Below are 19,738 nucleotides of genomic sequence, written 5' to 3'. Positions count from 1 at the left end.
CGGCCGCCCCCGGTCAATCGGCCGCTTGTAACAGAACGTCACGGAAGGCGGGCGTCCGGTCTCATCCGGGACCGAGCTTCGCCGCGGGCCGTACCGCACCCTGCCCGAAGCGCTTCCGCGCCCGGTCCACGGCCGCCTCGATCCGGCGGGCCTTGTCGTCGGACGGGTCGAACATCAACTGCCGGCTGGCGAGTTCGGCCCGGCACAGGTCCTCCGCGCGCAGCGCCACGGCGCGTACGCGTGCCCGTTGCAGTCCGAGCGCGGCATGCAGCGCGTAGGCGGCGGCGGTCAGCGCCGGGCCGTGCGCGGTCGGCTCGGCCAGCCGCCGGGTACGCGTCGTCGTGGAGCGGTCGGCGTAGCGGACGGTGAGAGTGAGCGCGCGGGCGGCCTGCCCGCTCGCGCGCATACGGGAGCCGAGGTCGTCCGCCAGCGTGAGCAGCGCGCGCCGGCGCCGTTCGGGGTCCAGCTCGTCGTACGCGAAGCGGTGTTCGGCGCCCATCGACCGGGCGGACGCGTTGGGCGTCACCGGGGTCGGGTCCAGGCCGCGCGCCCGCTCGTGCACCGTACGGCCGGTCTCCGCCCCCAGGATCCGCTGGAGCGTGGCGGACGGCGCGGCGGCGATCCGCCCGACGCTGTCCAGTCCGTACGAGCACAGCTTGCGCGCGGTCGCGGGCCCGACGCCGTACAGCGCGACGGCGGGCTTACGGGCGAGGAACGCGGCGACGGCCCCGGAGTCCCCGGGAACCGTCCGGGTCTCGCCCGGGGCGGCGCCCTGGGCCGCCATCCGCGCGAGCAGCGGGTTGGCGGCGATCCCGATGGTGCAGCGCACGCCGTACCAGGCCAGCGCCCGCAGTCGTACCAGCTCGGCGATGCCTGCCGCGTCCCGCCCGAAGTACCGCCGTGCGCCCCGGACGTCGGCCAGCGCGGCGTCGGGCGGCAGCGCCTCGATCACGGGGGTGAACCGGCCGAGCAGGCGCAGGAGTTGTTCGTAGGTCTCCTCGTCGGGGGAGGTGTCCTCAGCGGTCCGGAACCGTATGTACAGCACCTCGCGGCCCGTGCCCGACGCGGGTTCCGTGCCCGACGCGGATTCCGTACCGGGCACGGGTTCCGTACCGGCTGTCCGGGAGGCCGTTTCGGGTTCGGGGGTCATCCCGCGCTCCCCGGGCTGGCGTGCCACAGCTTGCGTCCGGTGGCGGCGTGGTCGCCCGCGGGCCGGAGGTCGGCCCAGGGGTGCAGCTCGTAGCCGGTCTCCAGCCGGATGGTGCGCCCGGCCGCGGCGCCTTCGGCTGCACCGCCCTCAGCCGTACCGTCCCCGTCCCCGTTCCCGTCCCCGGCGCTCTCGGCCCCGGCGCCACCGGCCGCCGCCGGAGCCGTTCCCGCCCAGGTCGCCTCGGGACGGGCCGACCCCGACCGGACCGGCTCGCCCTGCACCCTGCGCGCCGCCACGGCCGTACCGTCCGGAGCCGTGGCCGTCGAAACCCCACCACTCCCAACCGCCCCGTCGTCCCCGGCCGACTCGCGCTCAGCCAACTCGCGCTCAGCCGTCTCGCGCCCGGTCCTCTCCACCGGAGCCGTCTCGTACAGAACCGTCTCATCCGGAGCCGGTCGCCCGCCGCCGCCTTCCGCGAGCCGGGCGGTGACCGCCGCCAGCCCGCCCTCACGGCGCAGTCCGGCCAGTTCGGCAAGGTTCCAGGCGGCGGAGGCGACCACGCTGAAGCTGCGTGGCCCGCGCCGCTGGACCGTACCGCGTACCAGCAGCAGCCAGGAGTGGAAGACGGTGTGGGCACAGGTCGCGTGCGAGTCGTCGAAGAAGGCGCAGTCGACCAGGCCCGTACTGTCGTCCAGGGTGGTGAAGATGACCCGGCGGCCGGAGCGGATCGGCGGGGTCTGGGTGGCGGCCTTGGCCCCGGCGACCAGCACCGTCTCACCGTGCCGGGCGTCGCGCAGGCTTCTGGCCGGCAGCGCGCCCAGCTCGGCGAGGAACTCCCGGTGGTCGCTCATCAGGTGCCGGGAGGCGTCCATGCCCAGGACGCCCAGCTCGGCGCTGAGCCGTTCGACGTCGCTCAGGTCGGGCAGCCCCAGGGGCGCGACGGAAGCGGCGGCCCCGGCTCCCTCGGCCGTACCGCCGGATCCGCCGCCTCCCTCGTCCGCCAGCGTCAACTGCCCCTGGTGCGCGCCTCGTTGCCGGGCGTGGAGCTCGGCGAGGTGCAGCAGCAGGTCCCGGCGGTTGGCGCCGAAGGCGTCCAGCGCGCCGACCCGGGCGAGGCGTTCGGCCACCGGCCGCCCCGGGCGGGCCCGCTGCCAGAAGTCCTGGAGGGAGACGTAGGGCTGCCCGGCCGCGATCCGTTCGACCTCGGCCTCACTCATGCCGTGCACATCGCAGAGCGCGAGCCGCAGCCCCCATATGCCCTTACGAGGGAGATCCGGGCCCGGACCAGGAAGATCAGAACCCGGGCCAGGGCGGCCCGAACCGGAACCAGAAAGGCCCGAACCAGAACCAGGAAAGCCCGAACCAGACACCAGTTCGATTCGATGACCGACCGCCGACCGGTTCACATCCAGCGGCAGCACCGGCACCCCCCGCCGCCGCGCGTCCGCCAGCAGCAGCCGCTTGGGGTACATCCCGGGGTCATGGGTGAGCAGCCCGGCATAGAAGGCCGCCGGGTGGTGCGCCTTGAGCCAGGCGGACTGGTAGGTCGGCACCGCGAAGGCCACGGCATGCGCCTTGCAGAAGCCGTATGACCCGAACGCCTCGACGATCTCCCAGGTGTGCGTGATCACTTCGGGGGCGTACCCCCGCCGCTCCGCGCGCTCCGCGAACCAGGCGCGGATCTTCCCCTGGAACTCCGGACGCGACAGCGCGCGCCGCTTCTCGTCCGCCTCGCCACGCCCGCAGCCGGTCATGATCCGCAGGATCTCGATGATCTGCTCGTGGAAGACCACGACCCCGTACGTCTCGCGCAGCGCCTCTTCGAGGTCCGGATGCGGATAGCGGGCGGCCCTGCGGCCGTGCCGGGCCTCGATGAAGGGCCGCACCATGTCGGCGGCGACCGGTCCCGGCCGGAAGAGCGAGATGTCCACCACCAGGTCGTGGAAGGTGGCCGGCTGAAGCCGCCCGACCAGGTCGCGCTGGCCGGGCGACTCGATCTGGAAGCAGCCGAGCGTCTCGGTGGAGCGGATCAGGCCGTACGTGGCGGGGTCGCCCGGCGGCACCTGCGCCGGGTCGTCCAGGTCGACGGCCCGCCCGGTGGCCCGTTCGATCTCGGTGACCGCGTGCGCCATCGCGGACTGCATCCGCACCCCCAGCACGTCGAGCTTGAGCAGCCCCATCTCCTCCACGTCGTCCTTGTCGAACTGCGACATCGGGATGGGGGCGCTCCCCGTGCCCTCGCCGAGGTGGGGGACCTCGCCGGTGGTGGGCACCACGGGGGTACGGGCCGTCAGCGAGGCGTCGGAGAGCAGCACCCCGCACGGGTGCATGGCGACCCCCCGCGGCAGCCCGTCCAGCGCCTCGACCAGACCCCACATCGGCCCGTACTTCTCCGCGTCCACGCCGCGCAGCTCCGGCAGCTCCGCGAGCGCGGCGCGCGCGTCCCGGGCCCGGATGTGCGGGAAGGACTTGGCCAGTCGGTCCACCTCGGCGGGGTCCATGCCCATGGCGGCGCCCACGTCCCGTACGGCGTGCCGTACCCGGTAGGTCTCGGGCATGGCGACGGTCGCCACCCGCTCCGCGCCGAAGCGGTCGAAGATCGCGCGGTAGACCTCCAGGCGGCGGGCGGACTCCACGTCGATGTCGATGTCGGGCAGCACGGCCCGGTTCTTGGACAAGAAACGCTCCATCAGCAGCCCGTGCTCGACGGGGTCGGCGTGGGCGATGCCGAGCAGGTGGTTGACCAGCGAGCCCGCGCCGGAGCCGCGTGCGGTGACCCGTATGCCCAGCTCCCGGGTGTCCTGGACGACCTGGGCCACGGTCAGGAAGTACGAGGCGAAGCCGTGGTGGCCGATGATGTCCAGCTCGTGGTGCATCCGCTCCCAGTAGGCGCGGTCGCGGTCGTAGCCGCGCAGCACCATGGCGGCGGCGCAGCGCGAGGCCAGCACCCGCGCGGCCGTGCGGCGCCCGGCGCCCACCAGGTGCGGTTCGGGGAAGTGGACGGTGCCGAGCCCGATGTCGTCCTCCGGGTCGACCAGGCACTCCCCGGCCGTCTCCTCGGTCATGGCGAGCAGCCGGTGGGCGGTCCCGCGCCGGAAGCCGGCCGCCTCGGCGATCCGCCCGGCGGTACGGGCCATGGCGTCCGCGTCCTTGAGCCAGCGCTCGCCGCTGTCCCGGGCGCCGGGGCGGTGGCGGTCCACCGGCACCAGGCGGCGGGCGGAGTCCAGGACGTCGGCGACCGGGCCCTGGCCGGGGTCGGCGTAGCGGACGGCGTTGGTCAGTACGGCACGTACGCCCTGGTCGACGGCGAAGCCCAGGGTGCGGGCGGCCAGCCGGGTCGAGCCGGGGCCGGTGCCCGGGCGGCCGTGGTCGAGAACTTCCAGGCGCAGCGCGTCACCGTACAGCTCGCGCCAGGGAGCCAGGAGCCGGGCGGCGCGGTCGGGGCGGCCGGCGGCCAGCGCCCGTCCGGGCTCGGAGTCGGGTCCCAGCAGGACGGTCACCGCGTCCGCCGCCGTCGCCAGGGCCTGCCACGGCAGTACGGGGGGCTTCTCCCCGCCGGCGTGCGCGGCCGTGACCAGGCGGCACAGCGCGGCCCAGCCGGCCGCGCCGTCCCGGGCGAGGAAGACGGCGCGGGCCGCCGACTCGTCGACGAACGCCCCGCCGCGTACGGGGTTGCGCCGCCGGACCGTGTCCCGGGCCACGCCTGCGCTCCGGGCCGTGCTCGTACTCCGGCCCGCGCTCATGCTCCGGTCCGTGCCCGTGCTCCGGCCCGCGTCGGCCGATGACCGCTCCCGCTCCCCCACCGCCAGCTCGGTGCCGAACAGCGGGCGGATCCCCGCCTTCGCGGCAGCCTTGGCGAACCGGACGGCTCCGGCCAGGCCGTCCCGGTCGGTCAGCGCGAGGGCGTCCATGTGGCGCTCGGCGGCGCGCTCGGCGAGCCGCTCGGGATGCGAGGCGCCGTACCGCGGGGAGTATCCCGACGCGGTGTGCAGATGCGTGAACCCTGGCATCCGCGCCTCCTGCCGCTCGTACACCCCCTGACCGATCCTGTGTCCCCCGCCTCGGTCCCCACCATAACTCTTTTCTCGAACGTGCGTACGAATGCACTGTTCGACCCCTCGAACAGACCCGCTCGACCTGCGGAAGATCGGCAGCAACCGGAGGATGTATCGGGAGATACATGGACAAAATTCTTCGGCGCTTCGATGCACCCCCACAGGACGACCGGGCGAGGAGTGGCACATGGCCACCACGACGGACAACGGCAGCCGCACCACCTTCATGGAGGAGGTCAGGGACGCGGTGACGGCGCGGGCGGCGCTGCTGATGATCGGCGTACTGGCCCTGACGGCCCTGTTCATCGCGTCGTACACCGGCGCCTTCCACTCCCCCAAACCCAGGGACGTCCCGGTCGCGGTCGTCGCCCCCGCGCAGGCCGGCGGGCAGTTGACGGACCGGCTCGGCAAGCTGCCGGGCTCCCCCCTGGACCCGCGTACGGCTCCCTCCGAGGCCGACGCCGTCCGGCAGATCAAGGAACGGAAGATCGACGCCGCGCTGGTCGTCGACCCCCGCGGCAGCACCGACAAGCTGCTTCTCGCCACCGGCAGCGGCGCCTCGCTCTCCCAGGCGGTCGAGACGGTCCTCACCCGGGCGGAAAAGGAGCAGAAGCGTACGGTACGGACCCAGGACGTGGCCCCGGCGGACCCGGACGACGCCCGCGGCCTGTCCTCCTTCTACCTCGTGATCGGCTGGTGCGTCGGCGGCTATCTGTGCGCCGCGATCCTCGCCGTCAGCTACGGCGCCCGCCCCGTCAACACCAAGCGGGCGGTCATCCGGCTCGGGGCGCTGGCGGTCTATTCGGTCCTGACCGGCCTGGCCGGGGCGGTCGTCGTCGGGCCGGTCCTCGGCGCGCTGCCCGGCAGTGTGGCCGCCCTGTGGGGCCTGGGCGCGCTGCTGGTCTTCGCGGTGGGCGCCACCACGTTCGCCTTCCAGGGCATCGCCGGGATCATCGGCATCGGGCTGACCATCCTCGTGGTCGTGATCGCCGGCAACCCGAGCGCGGGCGGCGCCTACCCCTATCCGCTGCTGCCGGACTTCTGGCGCGCGATCGGGCCCGCGCTGCCGCCGGGCGCGGGAACCTGGACGGCCCGGTCCATCGCGTACTTCCACGGCAACGCGGTCACCGGTCCGCTGCTGGTGCTGTGCGCGTGGGCCGTGGTCGCCACCGTCCTCACGCTCGTCTTCGCCTCGCTGCGCAAGGGGCGGGAGACGATCAACCGGAGCGAGGTCGTGCAGTAGGGGTGGCGAAATAAAGCAGTAGCGGTGGCGAGATAGAGGCCATGCGGCAGGGGGCGCGCAGCAGGGGCGTGCGGCAGGGGCGTGCGGTGGCCGCACGGTGACCCGGCGGTGGCCCCGGCGCGACGCGCGGGTGTCCGCACCCCTTCACGGAGGGGCACAACACCCCCTTCGACTTCCCGCCTTGAACCTACTTCAGCCATTACTTGCGGCGGGTAGAAGCACGCTCAAGCCTTGGTTTCCACGAATGTTGGCCATTTTCCTCCCTGCCAACCGACGGCCCGGGATGCCGGGATTCCGGATTCCCGCTGGCCGCACGGGTGTTGGAGGCCTCACGCACCGCGACCGCCACACGCTTCGCGCCATTACCCAGTGCTTTCAACCAACGACCGGAAGTGATCGATCGGTGTGCCTTTGAGGCGGGAGTTGAGTCAGACTCGTGTCCGGTATCTGGAACCGCCAACAAGGGAGTGTTCGGAATGCGGTACATCACTGGGGAATCGCGCTGGGGGCCGCGGTTGTTCTGGGCGGCCTGGCCACCACGGCACAGGCGCAGCCGGTCCAGCCGAAGAGCCTGTACGCGCCCTCGGCGCTCGTACTCACCGTCGGACGCGGCGGTGACACCGCCGAGGCTTCCACGGTACAGCGGGCGGTGACGCTCACTTGCACTCCGTCCGCCTCCGGCAGCCACCCCGACCCGAGCGGTGCGTGCGCCGAACTGCGCGGCGTGGGCGGCGAGTTCGCCAAGGTGACCGAGGCCCCCTCCGACCGTGCCTGTACCAAGGAGTGGAGCCCGGTCGTGGTGACGGCCCAGGGCGTCTGGGAGGGGCGCCGGGTCTCGTACGAGCACACCTTCGGCAACTCCTGCATGATGAACGCCGGCAAGGGTGTGACCTTCGAGTTCTAGCGGACCGGCCTCCCGGTGCGTACCGCACCCGCGCACCGGGAGGCCGCAGCCGTACGCGACCGTGCCCGCGTACGCCGTCGGTCCGGACGGCGTGCACGGGCACGGTCGTTTTCTGCCGCTATGCCGTTCTGTCGCTATGCCGCTATGCCGCTACGAGGCGTCTTCCGTACGGCGGTCCGCGCCACCGCCGTACGCGGAACCGGCCGTGACCGCGGCCTCCAGGATCTGGAGCGTGCCGGGGCCCGGCACCGTACGGACCGGCCGCAGGCCCGCCCGGGCACAGAGCTCCCGGTACTCCCGCGCGGTGCGCTGCCGGGTGCCGGTGCGGGCGATGACCAGCAGCTCCAGGTCGATCCATGCGGCCAGGGAAGGTTCAGGCCCGTCCGGGAGGACGACCTCGGACACCAGGACCCGCCCCTCCTCCCTGTCACCCAGCGCGGTACGGCAGTTGGCCAGGATGCGGACGGCCTGCTCGTCGTCCCAGTTGTGGAGCACGTTGAACAGGACGTAGGCGTCGCCGCCCGGCGGTACGGACTCGCGGAGGTCCCCGGCCACCAGCTCGCAGCGGTCGGCCACGCCCGCTTCCCGTACGGTCTCCCGGGCTTCGGCGAGGAGGTGCGGCAGATCGAGGAAGACCCCGCGCGCCTTCGGCTCGGCCGCCAGGGCCGCGGCGATGAACTCGCCCCGCGCGCCGCCGACGTCCACGACGGTGCCGAAGGCGCCGAAGTCGTAGGCGGCGACGACGGCCTGGATCACTTGGCCGGTCATCGTCTTCATCGCCCTGCGGAACAGCTCCGCCTCCTGCGGACGGTCCTGTACGTAGGCGACCACGTCGGTACCGTGCACCCGCTCGAAGGCGGACTCCCCCGTGCGTACGCTCTCCAGCAGCGCTCCCCACGCCTGGCGGGGCAGGGGGTGGCCGACCCACTGGAGCCAGTCGCGCAACGACCCCGGGACGCCGGAGCGCAGCAGTTCACCGGCGGGGGCCGGGGCGAAGCGCCGGCCGTCGAGTTCCTGGAACACCCCCGCGCCGGCCAGGGCCCGCAGCAGCCGGTAGAGGGTGTCCGGGTGCGCGCCGACCGCCTCGGCGACGTCCTCCACGCGCCGTGGCCCGTCGGCCAGTTCGTCGGCGACCCCGAGCGTGGCCGCCACGCTCAGCGCCTGGGCCACCCAGCCGCCCGTGGCGAGCTGCATGATCCTGGCGAGCGGAGGGAGCGACGGCGGAGTCGAGGAAGACGGGGGCGGAGCCGAAGAGGCCGGGGGCGGAGTCGAGGAGGCCGAAGGCGGGGTGGGAGGGGGCGAAGAAGCCGGGGGCGTCGTCATGGCGCCCAGTGTGGTCCCGGGCGCACGACGGCTGAAGGCCCCCGCCCGGCCGTTTCACCCCGGCCGTTTCACCCCCGGCCGCCGCCCGCCCCGTACCGCTGCCGGCCTGCCGTGCGCGCTCCGGTTCCGGTGTGTCCTCCTGGAGTTCGCGCAGGAACCAGGTCAGGACGAACCCGGCCAGCAGCACCGCACCGGCGGCGAGGAACACGACGTGGAAGCCGTGCGCGAAGGACTCCGTGACCGGTTGCGCCAGCCTGGCGTCGATGCCCTGGAGCAAGGAGGTGTCGTCGAGGTCGATCCCGGCCCCGCGGCCCGACTCCACCAGGTTCAAGAAGCGGTGGTTGGCGGGGTCCGCGGTGACCGCCGGATCCGCCAGGACGTGCGCGAAGCGGGGGGTGTGCAGCAGATCGGCCAGGCGCCCGAGGGCCGTTGCGAACATGACGGAGAACAGAACGGCGATACCGGTGGAGCCGCCGATCTGCCGGCACAGGCCCGACGCGGCGTTCGCCACCCCCAGTTGGCTCTTGGGCGCCGCGCTCTGCATGGCCAGCGTGATGACGGTCTGGGACAGCCCGATGCCGGCACCGAGCCAGCAGACGATCAGGGTGATGCCCCACATCGGCGTTCCCTCGTCGGCGGTGGCCAGGGTCAGCAGCGCCCCGGACATGGAACCCAGGCCGACGACGGCGAGCTTCTTGAACCGGCCCGAGGCCGCGATGAGTTTGCCGGAGACCATCTGGGAGGCGATGGTGCCCACCATGAAGGGGATGACCACCAGCCCGGCCTCGGTCGGGGTCCGGCCCTGAACCATCTGGAGGAACAGCGGCAGGGTGGTGACCGTACCGAAGATGCCGACGCCGATCGTGAAGTTGACCGCCGAGCACAGGGCGATACCGCCCCGCCGGAAGAGCCGCAGCGGCAGCACGGCCTCGTCCCCGCGCCGCAGTTCCACGGGGACGAACAGCGCCAGTCCGGCCGCGCCCAGCGCGAAGCAGGCGAGGGAGGCCGGCGAGCCCCAGCCCCAGGAACGGCCCTGCTCGGCCACGATCAGCAGGGGCACCAGGAACAGCGCCAGCGCCCCCGCCCCCAGCACGTCGATCCGGTGCTCCCGCCTCTGGTGCGGCAGCGCGAGGGCCTTGCGTACGGTGACCAGGGCGAGCAGCCCCAGCGGCACGTTGAGCAGGAACACCCAGCGCCAGCCGTCGACGCCGAACACCTCGCCGGCCTCCGCGAAGAACCCGCCCGCCAGCGGGCCGACGACACTGGCCGCCACCCAGGCCATCTGCAGGAAGGCGAAGTAGCGGCCACGCTCGCGCACCGGGGCCAGATCGGCGACCACGGCGGTGGGCAGGGACATCAGCCCGCCGCCGCCCAGGCCCTGGACCGCCCGGAAAAGGGCCAGTTCCGCCATGGAGCCGGCCGTGCCGCACAGCACCGAACCGACGACGAACACGGCGATCGAGACCAGGTACATGGGCTTGCGCCCGTAGATGTCGGAGAGCTTGCCGTAGAACGGCATCGCCAGGACGGACGCGATGAGGTAGGCGGACGTCGCCCACGCCTGTTCGGTCTGGCCGTGGAGGTCGTCCGCGATGGTGCGCATCGCGGTGGCGATGACCGTCTGGTCCAGTGCGGCGAGGAACACGGCCAGCAGCAGCCCCGACATGGCCGTCAGGATCTGCCGGTGGGTGAACGCCCCGGCGACCTTCTCGGCCTCGGCGGCGCCCGGTTCTGCGGATGACACGGTTCCTCACTCTCGGGACTATCGGGACTCTTGGGGCTCTCGGGACTGCGGACTCATCGGCCGGCGGTTCCAGCCTCTGCCACGTACTCGGCCTGCGCGTGCACACCGCGTACGTACTGTATGCACGTTGCGTAACCACTCTTAGGGGTACACAAATACCCATACGCGCACACAACTGAGCAAATCCACTCACAGCCGACCCGCGGCCGGACGCCGAGCGTAATCACCCCCGAAGCTTTTGACAAGTCCTTGTCGTCTTCCCGGGGGGAGGCCCTACGCTGTGACCATGCACTCCTCAGCCCCGGACGCGGACGCCCTGCCCGACTCGGACACCCCGCCCGGCCCGGAAGCCCCGTCGGACGTGGACGCCCTGATCGAGGTGACCACCGAGGTCTTCGCGGTCAACGGCCGCCTGCTCCGCGAAGGAGACCGCCTCTGTGCTCACGTCGGTCTCACCTCGGCACGCTGGCAGGTCGCCGGACTGCTGCTCGACGGCCCCTCGACGGTCGCCCGCCTGGCCCGCGAACGGGGGCTGCGGCGGCAGGCGGTCCAGCAGACCGTCGAGCGGCTGCGCACCGAGGGCGTGGTGACGACCCGCCCCAACCCCCGGGACCAGCGCAGCCCGCTGGTCGAACTCACCGCGCACGGCCGGCAGGCCCTGGACGATCTGCGCCCCTTGGAACAGCGATGGCTGGAGCACCTGGCCGAGGACATCCCGCCGCAGGACATGCACACGACGATCGCGGTACTGCGCCGCCTGCGCGAGAAACTGGACGCCCACCCGGCACCGGAACCCGCAGCGGTCCGACCGTCCCTCTGACGTCCGGCCGCTTCCACCCGCCCTCTCGCGCCCTCTCGTAGGCGGCCAGTCCTTCTGCATCACCGATGAAGGCCGGTCCGCAGTGCGGTGGCAGGCGATCGATGACCATCGTTACCGTGGCCTGCGCGCTGTCCGTCTCGGCAATCCGCGGGCTGGTCCGGCTCGGCCCATCGACGTAGTACCGGCCGCCTCCCAGTGTCCCGATGTAGGGAGTGTCCCAGGTGTAGCGGATCTCCGTGCACCTGCTGAAGTGCAGCTCCCCCACACCGGTCCAGGGGTGGAGCCGGCGAAGCAGCGGCTCGGCATGCGCCACCCGCACCGCTGCGGCCGGCGGCATCGGACGGACCGAAGCACTTGCGAGCCACCGCCATCAAGTACGGCAGGACCGCCGCCTCCTACGAAGCAGCGGTCACCCTGATGTCGTTCCTGCTCTGGGTGAGCACCGTCTGACGACAGGGCCTAGGACTTCCGTACGGCCGTACGGAGTCCGGCGCCGATGCCCAGCAGGGCCGCCACCGCTGTGATCGTGAAGACGACACCGAGGGAGGCGTGCCGCGCCCAGCCGTGGGCGGCCCCGTAGGCGCCGGCCGCGGTGCCCACTCCGGTCATCACGGCCACCGACAGCGTCTCGGAGAGCTGGAGGTTCGAACTGGCCGCGCCTTCCTGCCCCTTCGGCGCCAGGGACAGGACGATGGTGGTCACCGCGGGGTAGACCAGGCCCATGCCGAATCCGGCGAGGGCCCAGCCGAGGACGGCGAGAGCGATGCTGTGCAGCGCCGTACCGATGGCCACGGCGATCAGCGCGTCGCCGGCCAGCAGGAGGAAGAAGCCCACGACGACCCGGGTGTGCCGTCCCTTGCCGCCGCCGCGGGCGTCCAGCTTCGCCTGGATCCACGCCCCGCTGACCCAGGTGAGCGCGCCCGCCGAGAGGGCCAGTCCCGACTCCAGTGTGTTCAGGCCCAGGACCTGCGCCATGCTCAGCGGAAAGAACGATTCGGCGCCGTAGTACGCGGTGCTGACCAGGCCCCGTACGATCATGCCGGCCGGCATACCGCGCCGGACGGTCAGCGTGCCGGGCGGCAGCAGCGTGCGCAGCACCGGCAGCGCCACCGCCGCGCCCGCCACCACGAGCGGCACCATGATCACCACGTTGCGCTCCTCCAGCCCGGCCAGCAGGGCGCCCGCGCCGGCCACCAGGAGCAGGGTGAGCGGGATGCGGCGCCGGTCCGGTGCCGGGCCTTCGGGCGGGCCGAGGGTACGCAGGCCGGGCAGGGTCAGCAGTACGCCGAGCGGGACCAGCGGCACCAGGACCAGGAAGACCACCCGCCAGTTGCTCGCCTCGGCGATGGCGCCCGCGACAGCCGGGCCCAGCAGGGCGGGCAGCGTCCAGGCCGAGGCCACCAGGGCGAGCATCCGCGACCGCAGCGCGTCGGGGTAGGCCCGGCCGACGATCAGGTACGCCAGGGCCAGTACGCCGCCGACGCCCGCGCCTTGCAGGGTCCGGCCGACCAGGAACACGTACCAGTTGTCCGCGACCGCGGCGACAAGACACCCGATGACGAAGAGCGCGAACATCTGGAGGTAGGGACGGATCGGTCCGGCGCGGTCGGCGCCCTGGCCCGCGACCACCGTCCCGAAGAGGTTGGCCAGCATGAACGCAGTGAAGGCCCACCCGAACAGGCCCAGTCCGCCGAGTTCTTCGGCGGTGCGCGGGAGGACCGTGGCCACGCCGAGCCAGAGGAAGGCGACCAGGGTCACCGATAAGACCAGCCCCGCGGTCAGGGCGCGGTAGCGGGCGGAGAAGACGCCTTCCCCGTCCGGCGCACTCGCGCTCTTTCCCGGCGCGCCCGCGCCCTCCCCCGGCTTCCCCGGTCTCCCCGGCTCTCGCGTCAAAGCCGCTGCGTCCTTGGGAGTTGCTCTCTCGCCGGACTTCTCCATGAGTTCCCGTCCTCCCTATATAGTCGTTTCCTTAAATAGCGATCGGACTATATAGGGAGGGCTTGATACGCTGTCAAGCGTGACGGAGAAGCAATCGGACGTGGCGATGCTGCGGGCCCTGGGGCACCCGGTGCGGCTGGGCATCATGCGTGAACTGGCCGAGCGGCCCGAGACCTGCGCCTGTGACTTCACGGACCTCTTCGAGGTGTCCCAGCCGACGATCAGCCAGCACCTGAAGGTGCTGCGCGAGGCCGGGCTGGTCGTCACCCGGCGGCGCGGAGTCCAGATCTGCTATTCGGTACGGTCCGAGGCCGTGGCCGCGCTGCGGGAACTCCTTGGGCAGCTCACGCCCGTACGACTGGCCGACGCAGGCTGAACGGCGCCGGCCGGGACAGCGGGTACGGCGGGCGGCGGGCACGGCAGGCAGCGGGCACGTCGGACGGCGGACACGGCGCGCACGGCGAAGGCCCCCGCCACGCCGCGTCGTTCGCGTGCGTGGCGGAGGCCGTCGCGTCGCCGCAGGAGAGGAACGGCGGACGCGGGTCCGTCAGCCGAGCCGCGCCCCGTACACCGCGAGGGGCTCCGTCACCGGCTGGAAGAAGGTCTGCCCGCCCTCGGTGCAGTCACCGCTGCCGCCGGAGGTCAGACCCAGCGCGGTCGCGCCGTCGAAGAGCGGACCGCCGCTGTCGCCCGGCTCGGCGCAGACGGTGGTCCTGATCAGGCCGTGCACCGGCCCCTGCTGGTAGTTCACGGTTTCGTCCAGGCCGGTGACCACGCCCTGGTGCACCTGCGAGGTGCTGCCGCTGCGCTGCACCGACTGCCCCACCACCGCCTCACCGGCCCGGGTGATCGGCTGGGTGCCACCGTCGTAGAGGTTCACCTCACTCGGGTGCTCGGTGTTCGCGGTGTACCTCACCAGCGCGAAGTCGTCGCCCGGGAACCGGGCGTCCACCGTCGCCGCTATCCGGGCCCCACCCTGGGTGTCCGACCAGCTCGGCACCTGACTCCCGCAGTGCCCGGCCGTCAGGAAGTACGGCCGGCCGCCCCTGGTCACGTTGAAGCCGAGCGAGCAGCGGGAGTCGCTGCCCCAGATGGCGTCGCCGCCGGCGATGAGGGGTTTGAACTCCCCCTTGGTGTACTGGATCCGCGCCCGGTCACCGAGGCCGCGGACGACCGCCGCGAGCCGCTTGAGCGCGGCCCCCTTGACCGTACGGTCGGCGGTGACCAGGACCTTGTTGATCCTGGGGTCGACCGACCAGGACGTGCCGGGGATCGCGGCCCTGAACTCCAGCGTCCGCCGGGCCGCGTCGAGTTCGGCGCGCGAGTGGCTGACGGTTCTGGGCCGGGCGCCCTTGGCCCGTACGGCCGCTGCGCTCGCCTCGTCCACCACGTCGACCACGAGCGTGCGGGCCTTGGCGTCGTAGTACGAGCCGGCGGTGCCGTCCGGGAGCCGGGTTGCCAGCGCGGACGCCGCGGCGGGAGTCAGTGTGCGGACGGCGGAGGTCGGTGCGGGGGCGGCGTTGGCGTCGGTGCCGGCCAGGGTGAAGGTGGCCGCGGTCACGAAGGCGAGAGCGCCCGTGCCGGCCGCGGCCACCCGCCAATGGGAAATGCGTCGTTGGTTCAACTCGATGCCTCTCGTGGGGGGTTGGGCCCGGCCTGAGATGTACGCGCGGAGCCCGGGAGGAATTACTCGGGTTACGGAGTTACTGAGTTACTGAGTTACGGGGCTACAGAACAGGACACGAACAAAGCCTCCATATTTACCTTTTCCGCTGGAGGTCGCGTCCATGCCAATACGCACCGACGTATTCCCATCTTTCACATTCGTACATGGGAACGAACTAAGCCCCCACAGGCGCTACTTGGCCAAGACGGTGAAAGCGTGCGCGCAAGGACTACACCTGTCCGAAAACCGCCCTACAAGAACGCCATTCGCGCCCCACACTCCCCCCGCGCCCCGCGCCCCGCACACATCGCCCCTACTCGGCTACGGGGTATGGGCCAAGGACTACGGACACGGGCTACGGGAGCTGCTCCGCCTCGGGCAGCTCCTCCAGCGGCCTCCTCAAGTGCCGTGTATCGGAGCTGGGTTGCCCGTCCCCGGCGTCGGCGACGGCATCCTCGGGTCCGGCCCCGGCATCGGTACGTGCGACGACGTCCGTACGGGAGCCGGCACCCGTACGGACGTCGCCGCCGGACCGCTCGTACGCCTCGGTCCGCGCCTGGGCCTCAAGCCCCGAGCGCTCCAAGAAGCGCAGCAGCTCGACCGGGAACGGCAATACGAGAGTGGAGTTCTTCTCCGCGGCGACCGCCACCACGGTCTGGAGCAGCCGGAGTTGGAGCGCCGCGGGCTGGTCGGACATCGCCTGCGCCGCCTCGGCCAGCTTCTTGGACGCCTGGAGCTCGGCATCGGCGTTGATGACGCGGGCGCGCCGGTCGCGGGTGGCCTCCGCCTGCCGCGCCATCGACCGTTTCATCGTCTCCGGCAGCGACACGTCCTTGATCTCCACCCGGTCGATCTGCACCCCCCAGCCCAGCGCCGGGCTGTCGATCATCACTTCGAGCCCCTGGTTGAGCTTCTCGCGGTTGGAGAGCAGGTCGTCCAGGTCGCTCTTGCCGATGATGGAGCGCAGCGAGGTCTGGGCGACCTGGGAGACCGCGAAGCGGTAGTCCTCGACCTTGACCACCGCGTCAGCGGCGTCCACGACCTTGAAGTAGACCACCGCGTCGACCCGGACGGTCACGTTGTCGTGGGTGATGCCCTCCTGGGCGGGCACCGGCATCGTGACGATCTGCATGTTGACCTTGCGCATCCGGTCGACCAACGGAACGATCATGGTGAAGCCCGGCTCCCGGACGGCGGACGTCAGCCGTCCCAGCCGCAGGACCACGCCCCGTTCGTACTGCTTGACGACACGGGCCGCCGCCATCACGTACACCGCGCCCGCCGAGGCCAGCGCCACCCCGGCCGTCACCAGTTCCTCGACCATCACGGCCCCCTGCCGTCCGAGTCGGGCGTCCTCACCACGGTATGCCCGGTCCGTGAAACGGTCGAGAGCCCTGCCGAAGGTCCCGTCCCGAACGGGCGCCGACGCGGGAGAACCCCCGCTCGTCCAGGACGAACGGGGGTCGCAGCGACCGTCCTGCGGGCCGCGACGGCCCGGTGCGGGATCAGTTGAGGGTCACTCCGTACGCGCGCAGTGCCTCGGTGACCGGCTGGAAGAACGTCGTGCCACCGGAACGGCAGTTGCCGCTGCCGCCGGAGGTCAGGCCGTACGCCGTGCTCCCCTGGTACAGCGGTCCGCCGCTGTCCCCGGGCTCGGCGCACACGGTGGTCTTGATCAGGCCGTACACGACGTCGCCGTTGCCGTAGTTGACGGTGGCGTTCAGGCCGGTGACCCGGCCGCTGTGGGTGCCGGTGGTGGAGCCGCGCCGGGTGACCGTCTGACCGACGGCCGGATCGGCGGCGGCGGTGATGCGCTGACCGCCGACCGAACCGGGGTGGGGTATCGAGGTGTTGGTGTACTGCGCGATGCCGTAGTCGTCGCCGGGGAAGCTGGAGCCGGTGGTCGGGCCGATCTCCGTGGTGTGCGAGGAGTCGGTGTACCACCTCGGGTAGCCCTCGGTGCAGTGGCCGGCCGTCAGGAAGTAGTTGGTGTTGCCCTTGTGGACGTTGAAGCCGAGCGAGCAGCGCCAACTGGGCGCGTAGATCGCGTCGCCGCCGGAGATGAGCTTGCGGAACGTGCCCGGGGCGCGCTCGACGCGCAGCGCCCCGGCATTGCTGCCCGCGGCGGCCTTGATCTTCGCTATCTCCGCCGACGAGACGGTGCTGTCTGCGGTGACGACGACGGTGTGGGACTTGTTGTCGACAACCCAGGCGGTGCCGGCGACATCCGCGGTCCGTACGGCGTCACCGGCGGCGGCGAGCCGGGCCGCGCTGAACACGGTGGGGGCGGTGGCAGCGGCGGGTTCGCCGGCGTGCGCGGTCGGCAGCGCGACGGCTCCGACCGCGGCCAGGCCGGACGCGACGGCGATCAGCCGGGTGCGTCTGGTCATGCCGCTGCGGGGGTGGGGCGCTCGTTCCTCACTTGTTCCTCCGAGGGGGATCGGGGGGCCGCCGAAGGGCGGGCCCGTGAGGCGCAGCCACGGAGCACGCTGGAATCCGCACATCCGTTTTTCGCGTGCCCCTGACAAGCGCTGCTCGGGAGTCTCGGGGTACGGCTCCGGCCGCGCAAGGGTGCCTTTCGGACGCGCGTACGGAGCCCGTCGCGCGCCCGGAGCACCCGATCCGCACCGCCCCGGCAGCCTCAACCCCACGCGCCGGGGCGGCGGTTGACCCCCTCGGTCGCGCCTTGGACGCGACACCGCCCGGCGCGGTTCCCCCTCCTCCCCCGGCGCGCAGCACGGCGTACGGAAAAGAGCCCCCGCCGACACAGGCGAACGAAAGACGGAACCCCACCCCGGGGCCGACACCACATACCGCCGCCAGCCGCCCATCCCAGAGCCAACGCCCCGCACCGCTACCAGCCGCCCATCCCAGAGCCGACGCCCCGTACGGCCGCCAACCACCCACCCCGAGGCCGACACCCCGCACCGCTGCTAGCCGCCCTCACCGCACCGCACCCGCACGCCCCAGCCCGCGGCCCCCGCCTGTCCCGAGCACCCCACAACACCCACAGCACCCATGGCACCAACTGGACGAATCGAACACACCTGTCCCCCCAGCTGGGGGTTACCCGAAGACGGGCGGCCGGAACCCTGACCTGGTGCACCGAGACAAGCAGCCGGCCCCCTTCCCCCGCAGCACTGAGACAAGCAGCCAAGCCCCTTGCCCGGAGCACTGAGGCAAGCGGCTGGCCCCTGGCACTGGAGCACTGAGGCAAGCGGCCGAATCCCGGGACCGAAGCACCGAGAGCAGGCGGCCAGGCCCCCGTACCAGGGCACGGATCGAGGGCGCGAACCGGAACGTACGCGACGCGGCGCTACACACGCCACCCCGCTGCCACCCCGCCCCCCGAGCACCTACTGGGCAAATCGAACGCACCCGTTCTCCCAACTGGGGGGTTACCCGAAGACGGGCGGCCGGAACCGTGGCCCGGGACGCCCGGAGCAGGGTTGCGGAGTGCCCAGTGCGGGGTGCCCGGAGCAGGGGTCCAGCACGGGGATTCAAGCGCGGAGTTCCCGGAGCAGGGGTCCCCAGCACGGAGCAGGAGCGCCCAGCACGGGGCTCCCAGTGCGGGGATTTCCGGAGCAGGGGTGGTCGGAGCGGGGGCGCCCGGCGTGGGGATTTCCGGAGCAGGAGTGCCGGAGCGAGGGTTTCTGGGGTTCCGGAGCGCGGGTGCTCAGATCGGGGGGCGGATCACATGGGGGTGGTGTTGGCGTCGGGGAGGTGTGGGGGTGCGGTGAGGGGGATTTGTCGGTGCGGTGGGTGGGCGTTCATCGGAGGATCGGTTCTTCCTTGCGTGCAGGGTTCTCGCGCGGGGTCTCTTCGTGTGTGGGGGGTGGCGTGCTTTCTTTTTGTGCGGATCGTGTGGGTGGAGTGGTGTGGCGGCCGGCGGGGCGGGGTAGGCCCAGGTGTTCCCGCAGGGTGGCCCCCGGGTAGAAGCGGCGGAGCAGGCAGCGGTGTTGGAGCACCGGGACCGTTCCGTCGACGAGGAGGGGGAGGTCGCGTACGGGGTCGGCGGGGCGGATATGGAAGCCGTCGGCCGCGCCGTCCGCGTACCAGTCGCCGATGAGGTCGGCCAGTCCCACGGCGTCCCCGGACGTGTAGAGCTCGACCGGCAGCGAGGCCAGTACCAGCAGCCGGTCCGGGTCACGGCCGTGCGCACGGGCCCGTGCGCGCAGGTCCCGCCGGACCGCGCCGGCCGTCTCCGGGTCCTCGGCGCGTACGAACGCGACATCGGCGCGGGTCGCGGCCAGGTCCCGTACGACCTCCTCGGTCGCGTCCACGGCGATGACCGGGTGGCCCTGTGGGGATCTGGGGACGCTGGAGGGCCCGAAGATGGGGAGGGGCGTGTCCTGGAAGCCGGCAAGGGGTCGATTGCCGCGCTCGGGGACGTGTTCTGGCGGTACGTCATGGGTCGCGACGTCGTCCGTCCGGACTGTCCGGAGCTGGGTGGCGGCGGCGGTGGCCTCGGTGGTCTCGCGCCACAGCTCCTCGGCGGAAGTGGTGGAAGTGGCGGGAGCGGCGGGTCGCCGGCCGGGAGGCGCGGTCTCGGTCGGGGGCGCCGGGACGTCGATCGTCCAGCCCGCCCGGCCGCGGCTGAGCCGCTCCAGGGTGCTGATGGCGGTGAAGAGGTGGAACGGTTCGGTGTGGCTGGTGGTGACGGTCGGGACCAGACCGATCCGCCCGGTCAGCACAGCCGCCCTGGCCAGTACGGCCAGCGCGTCGGGACCGGGCCGGCCGAAGGAGTCGCCGAGCGTCACGAAGTCAAGGGTGCCGCGCTCGGCGAGACGGGCGAGACGGACGTGGTGTCCGGGCTCGTCACGCTCGGGGCCGCCGGGGCCGTCGAGTGCGGCGGCCAGGTGGAGGGGGCGGCGGAGTACGGGCATGGGCGGGCC

The 19,738-nt window shown here is 72.4% G+C and carries 12 protein-coding genes and 1 pseudogene; 4 read left to right on the top strand and 9 right to left on the bottom strand.

All coding sequences use genetic code 11. From position 1 onward, the window contains the following. Positions 1-61: 61 nt before the first annotated feature. Both KGS77_RS29680 and dnaE read right to left on the bottom strand, forming a co-directional pair. Positions 62-1,150, bottom strand: a complete 1,089-nt coding sequence (locus KGS77_RS29680) for a helix-hairpin-helix domain-containing protein (RefSeq protein ID WP_242586200.1) — start codon at positions 1,148-1,150, stop codon at positions 62-64. Continuing rightward, a complete protein-coding gene (dnaE, locus tag KGS77_RS29675; RefSeq protein ID WP_242586199.1) occupies positions 1,147-5,160 on the bottom strand; it encodes a DNA polymerase III subunit alpha in 4,014 nt (1,337 codons plus the stop codon). Before dnaE ends, KGS77_RS29680 begins: the two co-directional genes overlap by 4 nt. Positions 5,161-5,392: 232 nt before the next feature. On the opposite strand from dnaE, the gene KGS77_RS29670 reads away from it, so the two are divergent. Both KGS77_RS29670 and KGS77_RS29665 read left to right on the top strand, forming a co-directional pair. Then, entirely contained in the window at positions 5,393-6,448 is a 1,056-nt protein-coding gene (locus KGS77_RS29670) for an ABC transporter permease (RefSeq protein ID WP_242586198.1), read from the top strand. A 436-nt stretch (positions 6,449-6,884) separates the two neighbouring features. Further along, complete coding sequence (locus KGS77_RS29665) at positions 6,885-7,352, top strand: subtilase-type protease inhibitor (RefSeq protein WP_242586197.1); 468 nt, start codon at positions 6,885-6,887, stop codon at positions 7,350-7,352. A 150-nt stretch (positions 7,353-7,502) separates the two neighbouring features. On the opposite strand, the gene KGS77_RS29660 is transcribed toward KGS77_RS29665, so the two are convergent. Further along, a complete protein-coding gene (locus KGS77_RS29660; RefSeq protein ID WP_242586196.1) occupies positions 7,503-8,504 on the bottom strand; it encodes an acetylserotonin O-methyltransferase in 1,002 nt (333 codons plus the stop codon). Between the two features lie 268 nt (positions 8,505-8,772). Continuing rightward, positions 8,773-10,419 (bottom strand): annotated as a pseudogene (otr(B), locus tag KGS77_RS29655) (oxytetracycline resistance efflux MFS transporter OtrB); the annotation flags it as partial. A gap of 286 nt (positions 10,420-10,705) precedes the next feature. Between otr(B) and KGS77_RS29650 the strand changes: the two are divergent. After that, entirely contained in the window at positions 10,706-11,239 is a 534-nt protein-coding gene (locus KGS77_RS29650) for a MarR family winged helix-turn-helix transcriptional regulator (protein ID WP_242586195.1), read from the top strand. Positions 11,240-11,698: 459 nt separating this feature from the next. Here KGS77_RS29650 and KGS77_RS29645 read toward each other — a convergent pair whose 3' ends face one another. Beyond that, complete coding sequence (locus KGS77_RS29645; protein ID WP_242586194.1) at positions 11,699-13,177, bottom strand: MFS transporter; 1,479 nt, start codon at positions 13,175-13,177, stop codon at positions 11,699-11,701. Between the two features lie 79 nt (positions 13,178-13,256). Here KGS77_RS29645 and KGS77_RS29640 point away from each other — a divergent pair, with 79 nt between their 5' ends. Next, positions 13,257-13,553 (top strand): metalloregulator ArsR/SmtB family transcription factor, encoded by a 297-nt coding sequence (locus tag KGS77_RS29640; RefSeq protein WP_242586193.1) that lies wholly within the window; start codon positions 13,257-13,259, stop codon positions 13,551-13,553. A gap of 171 nt (positions 13,554-13,724) precedes the next feature. Here KGS77_RS29640 and KGS77_RS29635 read toward each other — a convergent pair whose 3' ends face one another. From KGS77_RS29635 to KGS77_RS29620, 4 genes are all read right to left on the bottom strand, one after another. Continuing rightward, positions 13,725-14,801, bottom strand: a complete 1,077-nt coding sequence (locus KGS77_RS29635) for a S1 family peptidase (RefSeq protein ID WP_347404547.1) — start codon at positions 14,799-14,801, stop codon at positions 13,725-13,727. 397 nt (positions 14,802-15,198) lie between these two features. Further along, complete coding sequence (locus tag KGS77_RS29630; RefSeq protein WP_242586191.1) at positions 15,199-16,167, bottom strand: slipin family protein; 969 nt, start codon at positions 16,165-16,167, stop codon at positions 15,199-15,201. Positions 16,168-16,348: 181 nt separating this feature from the next. Next, on the bottom strand, positions 16,349-17,233 hold the full coding sequence (locus KGS77_RS29625; RefSeq protein ID WP_242586190.1) for a S1 family peptidase: 885 nt from the start codon (positions 17,231-17,233) through the stop codon (positions 16,349-16,351). A gap of 1,380 nt (positions 17,234-18,613) precedes the next feature. Further along, entirely contained in the window at positions 18,614-19,729 is a 1,116-nt protein-coding gene (locus KGS77_RS29620; protein ID WP_242586189.1) for an LLM class flavin-dependent oxidoreductase, read from the bottom strand. Between the last annotated feature and the right edge of the window lie 9 nt (positions 19,730-19,738).

The sequence above is a fragment of the Streptomyces sp. MST-110588 genome, assembly GCF_022695595.1.
In the GTDB taxonomy this organism is placed as follows: Bacteria; Actinomycetota; Actinomycetes; order Streptomycetales; family Streptomycetaceae; genus Streptomyces.
Note: the sequence above shows the minus strand (reverse complement) of the source record. Positions and strands in the feature narration are given on the sequence as shown.

What these genes read in the sequence shown, in the direction of transcription:
- KGS77_RS29680 (WP_242586200.1), bottom strand. Translation starts at nt 1,150, where the DNA reads ATGACCCCCGAACCCGAAACGGCCTCCCGGACAGCCGGTACGGAACCC.
- dnaE (WP_242586199.1), bottom strand. Translation starts at nt 5,160, where the DNA reads ATGCCAGGGTTCACGCATCTGCACACCGCGTCGGGATACTCCCCGCGG.
- KGS77_RS29670 (WP_242586198.1), top strand. Translation starts at nt 5,393, where the DNA reads ATGGCCACCACGACGGACAACGGCAGCCGCACCACCTTCATGGAGGAG.
- KGS77_RS29650 (WP_242586195.1), top strand. Translation starts at nt 10,706, where the DNA reads ATGCACTCCTCAGCCCCGGACGCGGACGCCCTGCCCGACTCGGACACC.
- KGS77_RS29645 (WP_242586194.1), bottom strand. Translation starts at nt 13,177, where the DNA reads ATGGAGAAGTCCGGCGAGAGAGCAACTCCCAAGGACGCAGCGGCTTTG.
- KGS77_RS29630 (WP_242586191.1), bottom strand. Translation starts at nt 16,167, where the DNA reads ATGGTCGAGGAACTGGTGACGGCCGGGGTGGCGCTGGCCTCGGCGGGC.
- KGS77_RS29625 (WP_242586190.1), bottom strand. Translation starts at nt 17,233, where the DNA reads ATGACCAGACGCACCCGGCTGATCGCCGTCGCGTCCGGCCTGGCCGCG.
- KGS77_RS29620 (WP_242586189.1), bottom strand. Translation starts at nt 19,729, where the DNA reads ATGCCCGTACTCCGCCGCCCCCTCCACCTGGCCGCCGCACTCGACGGC.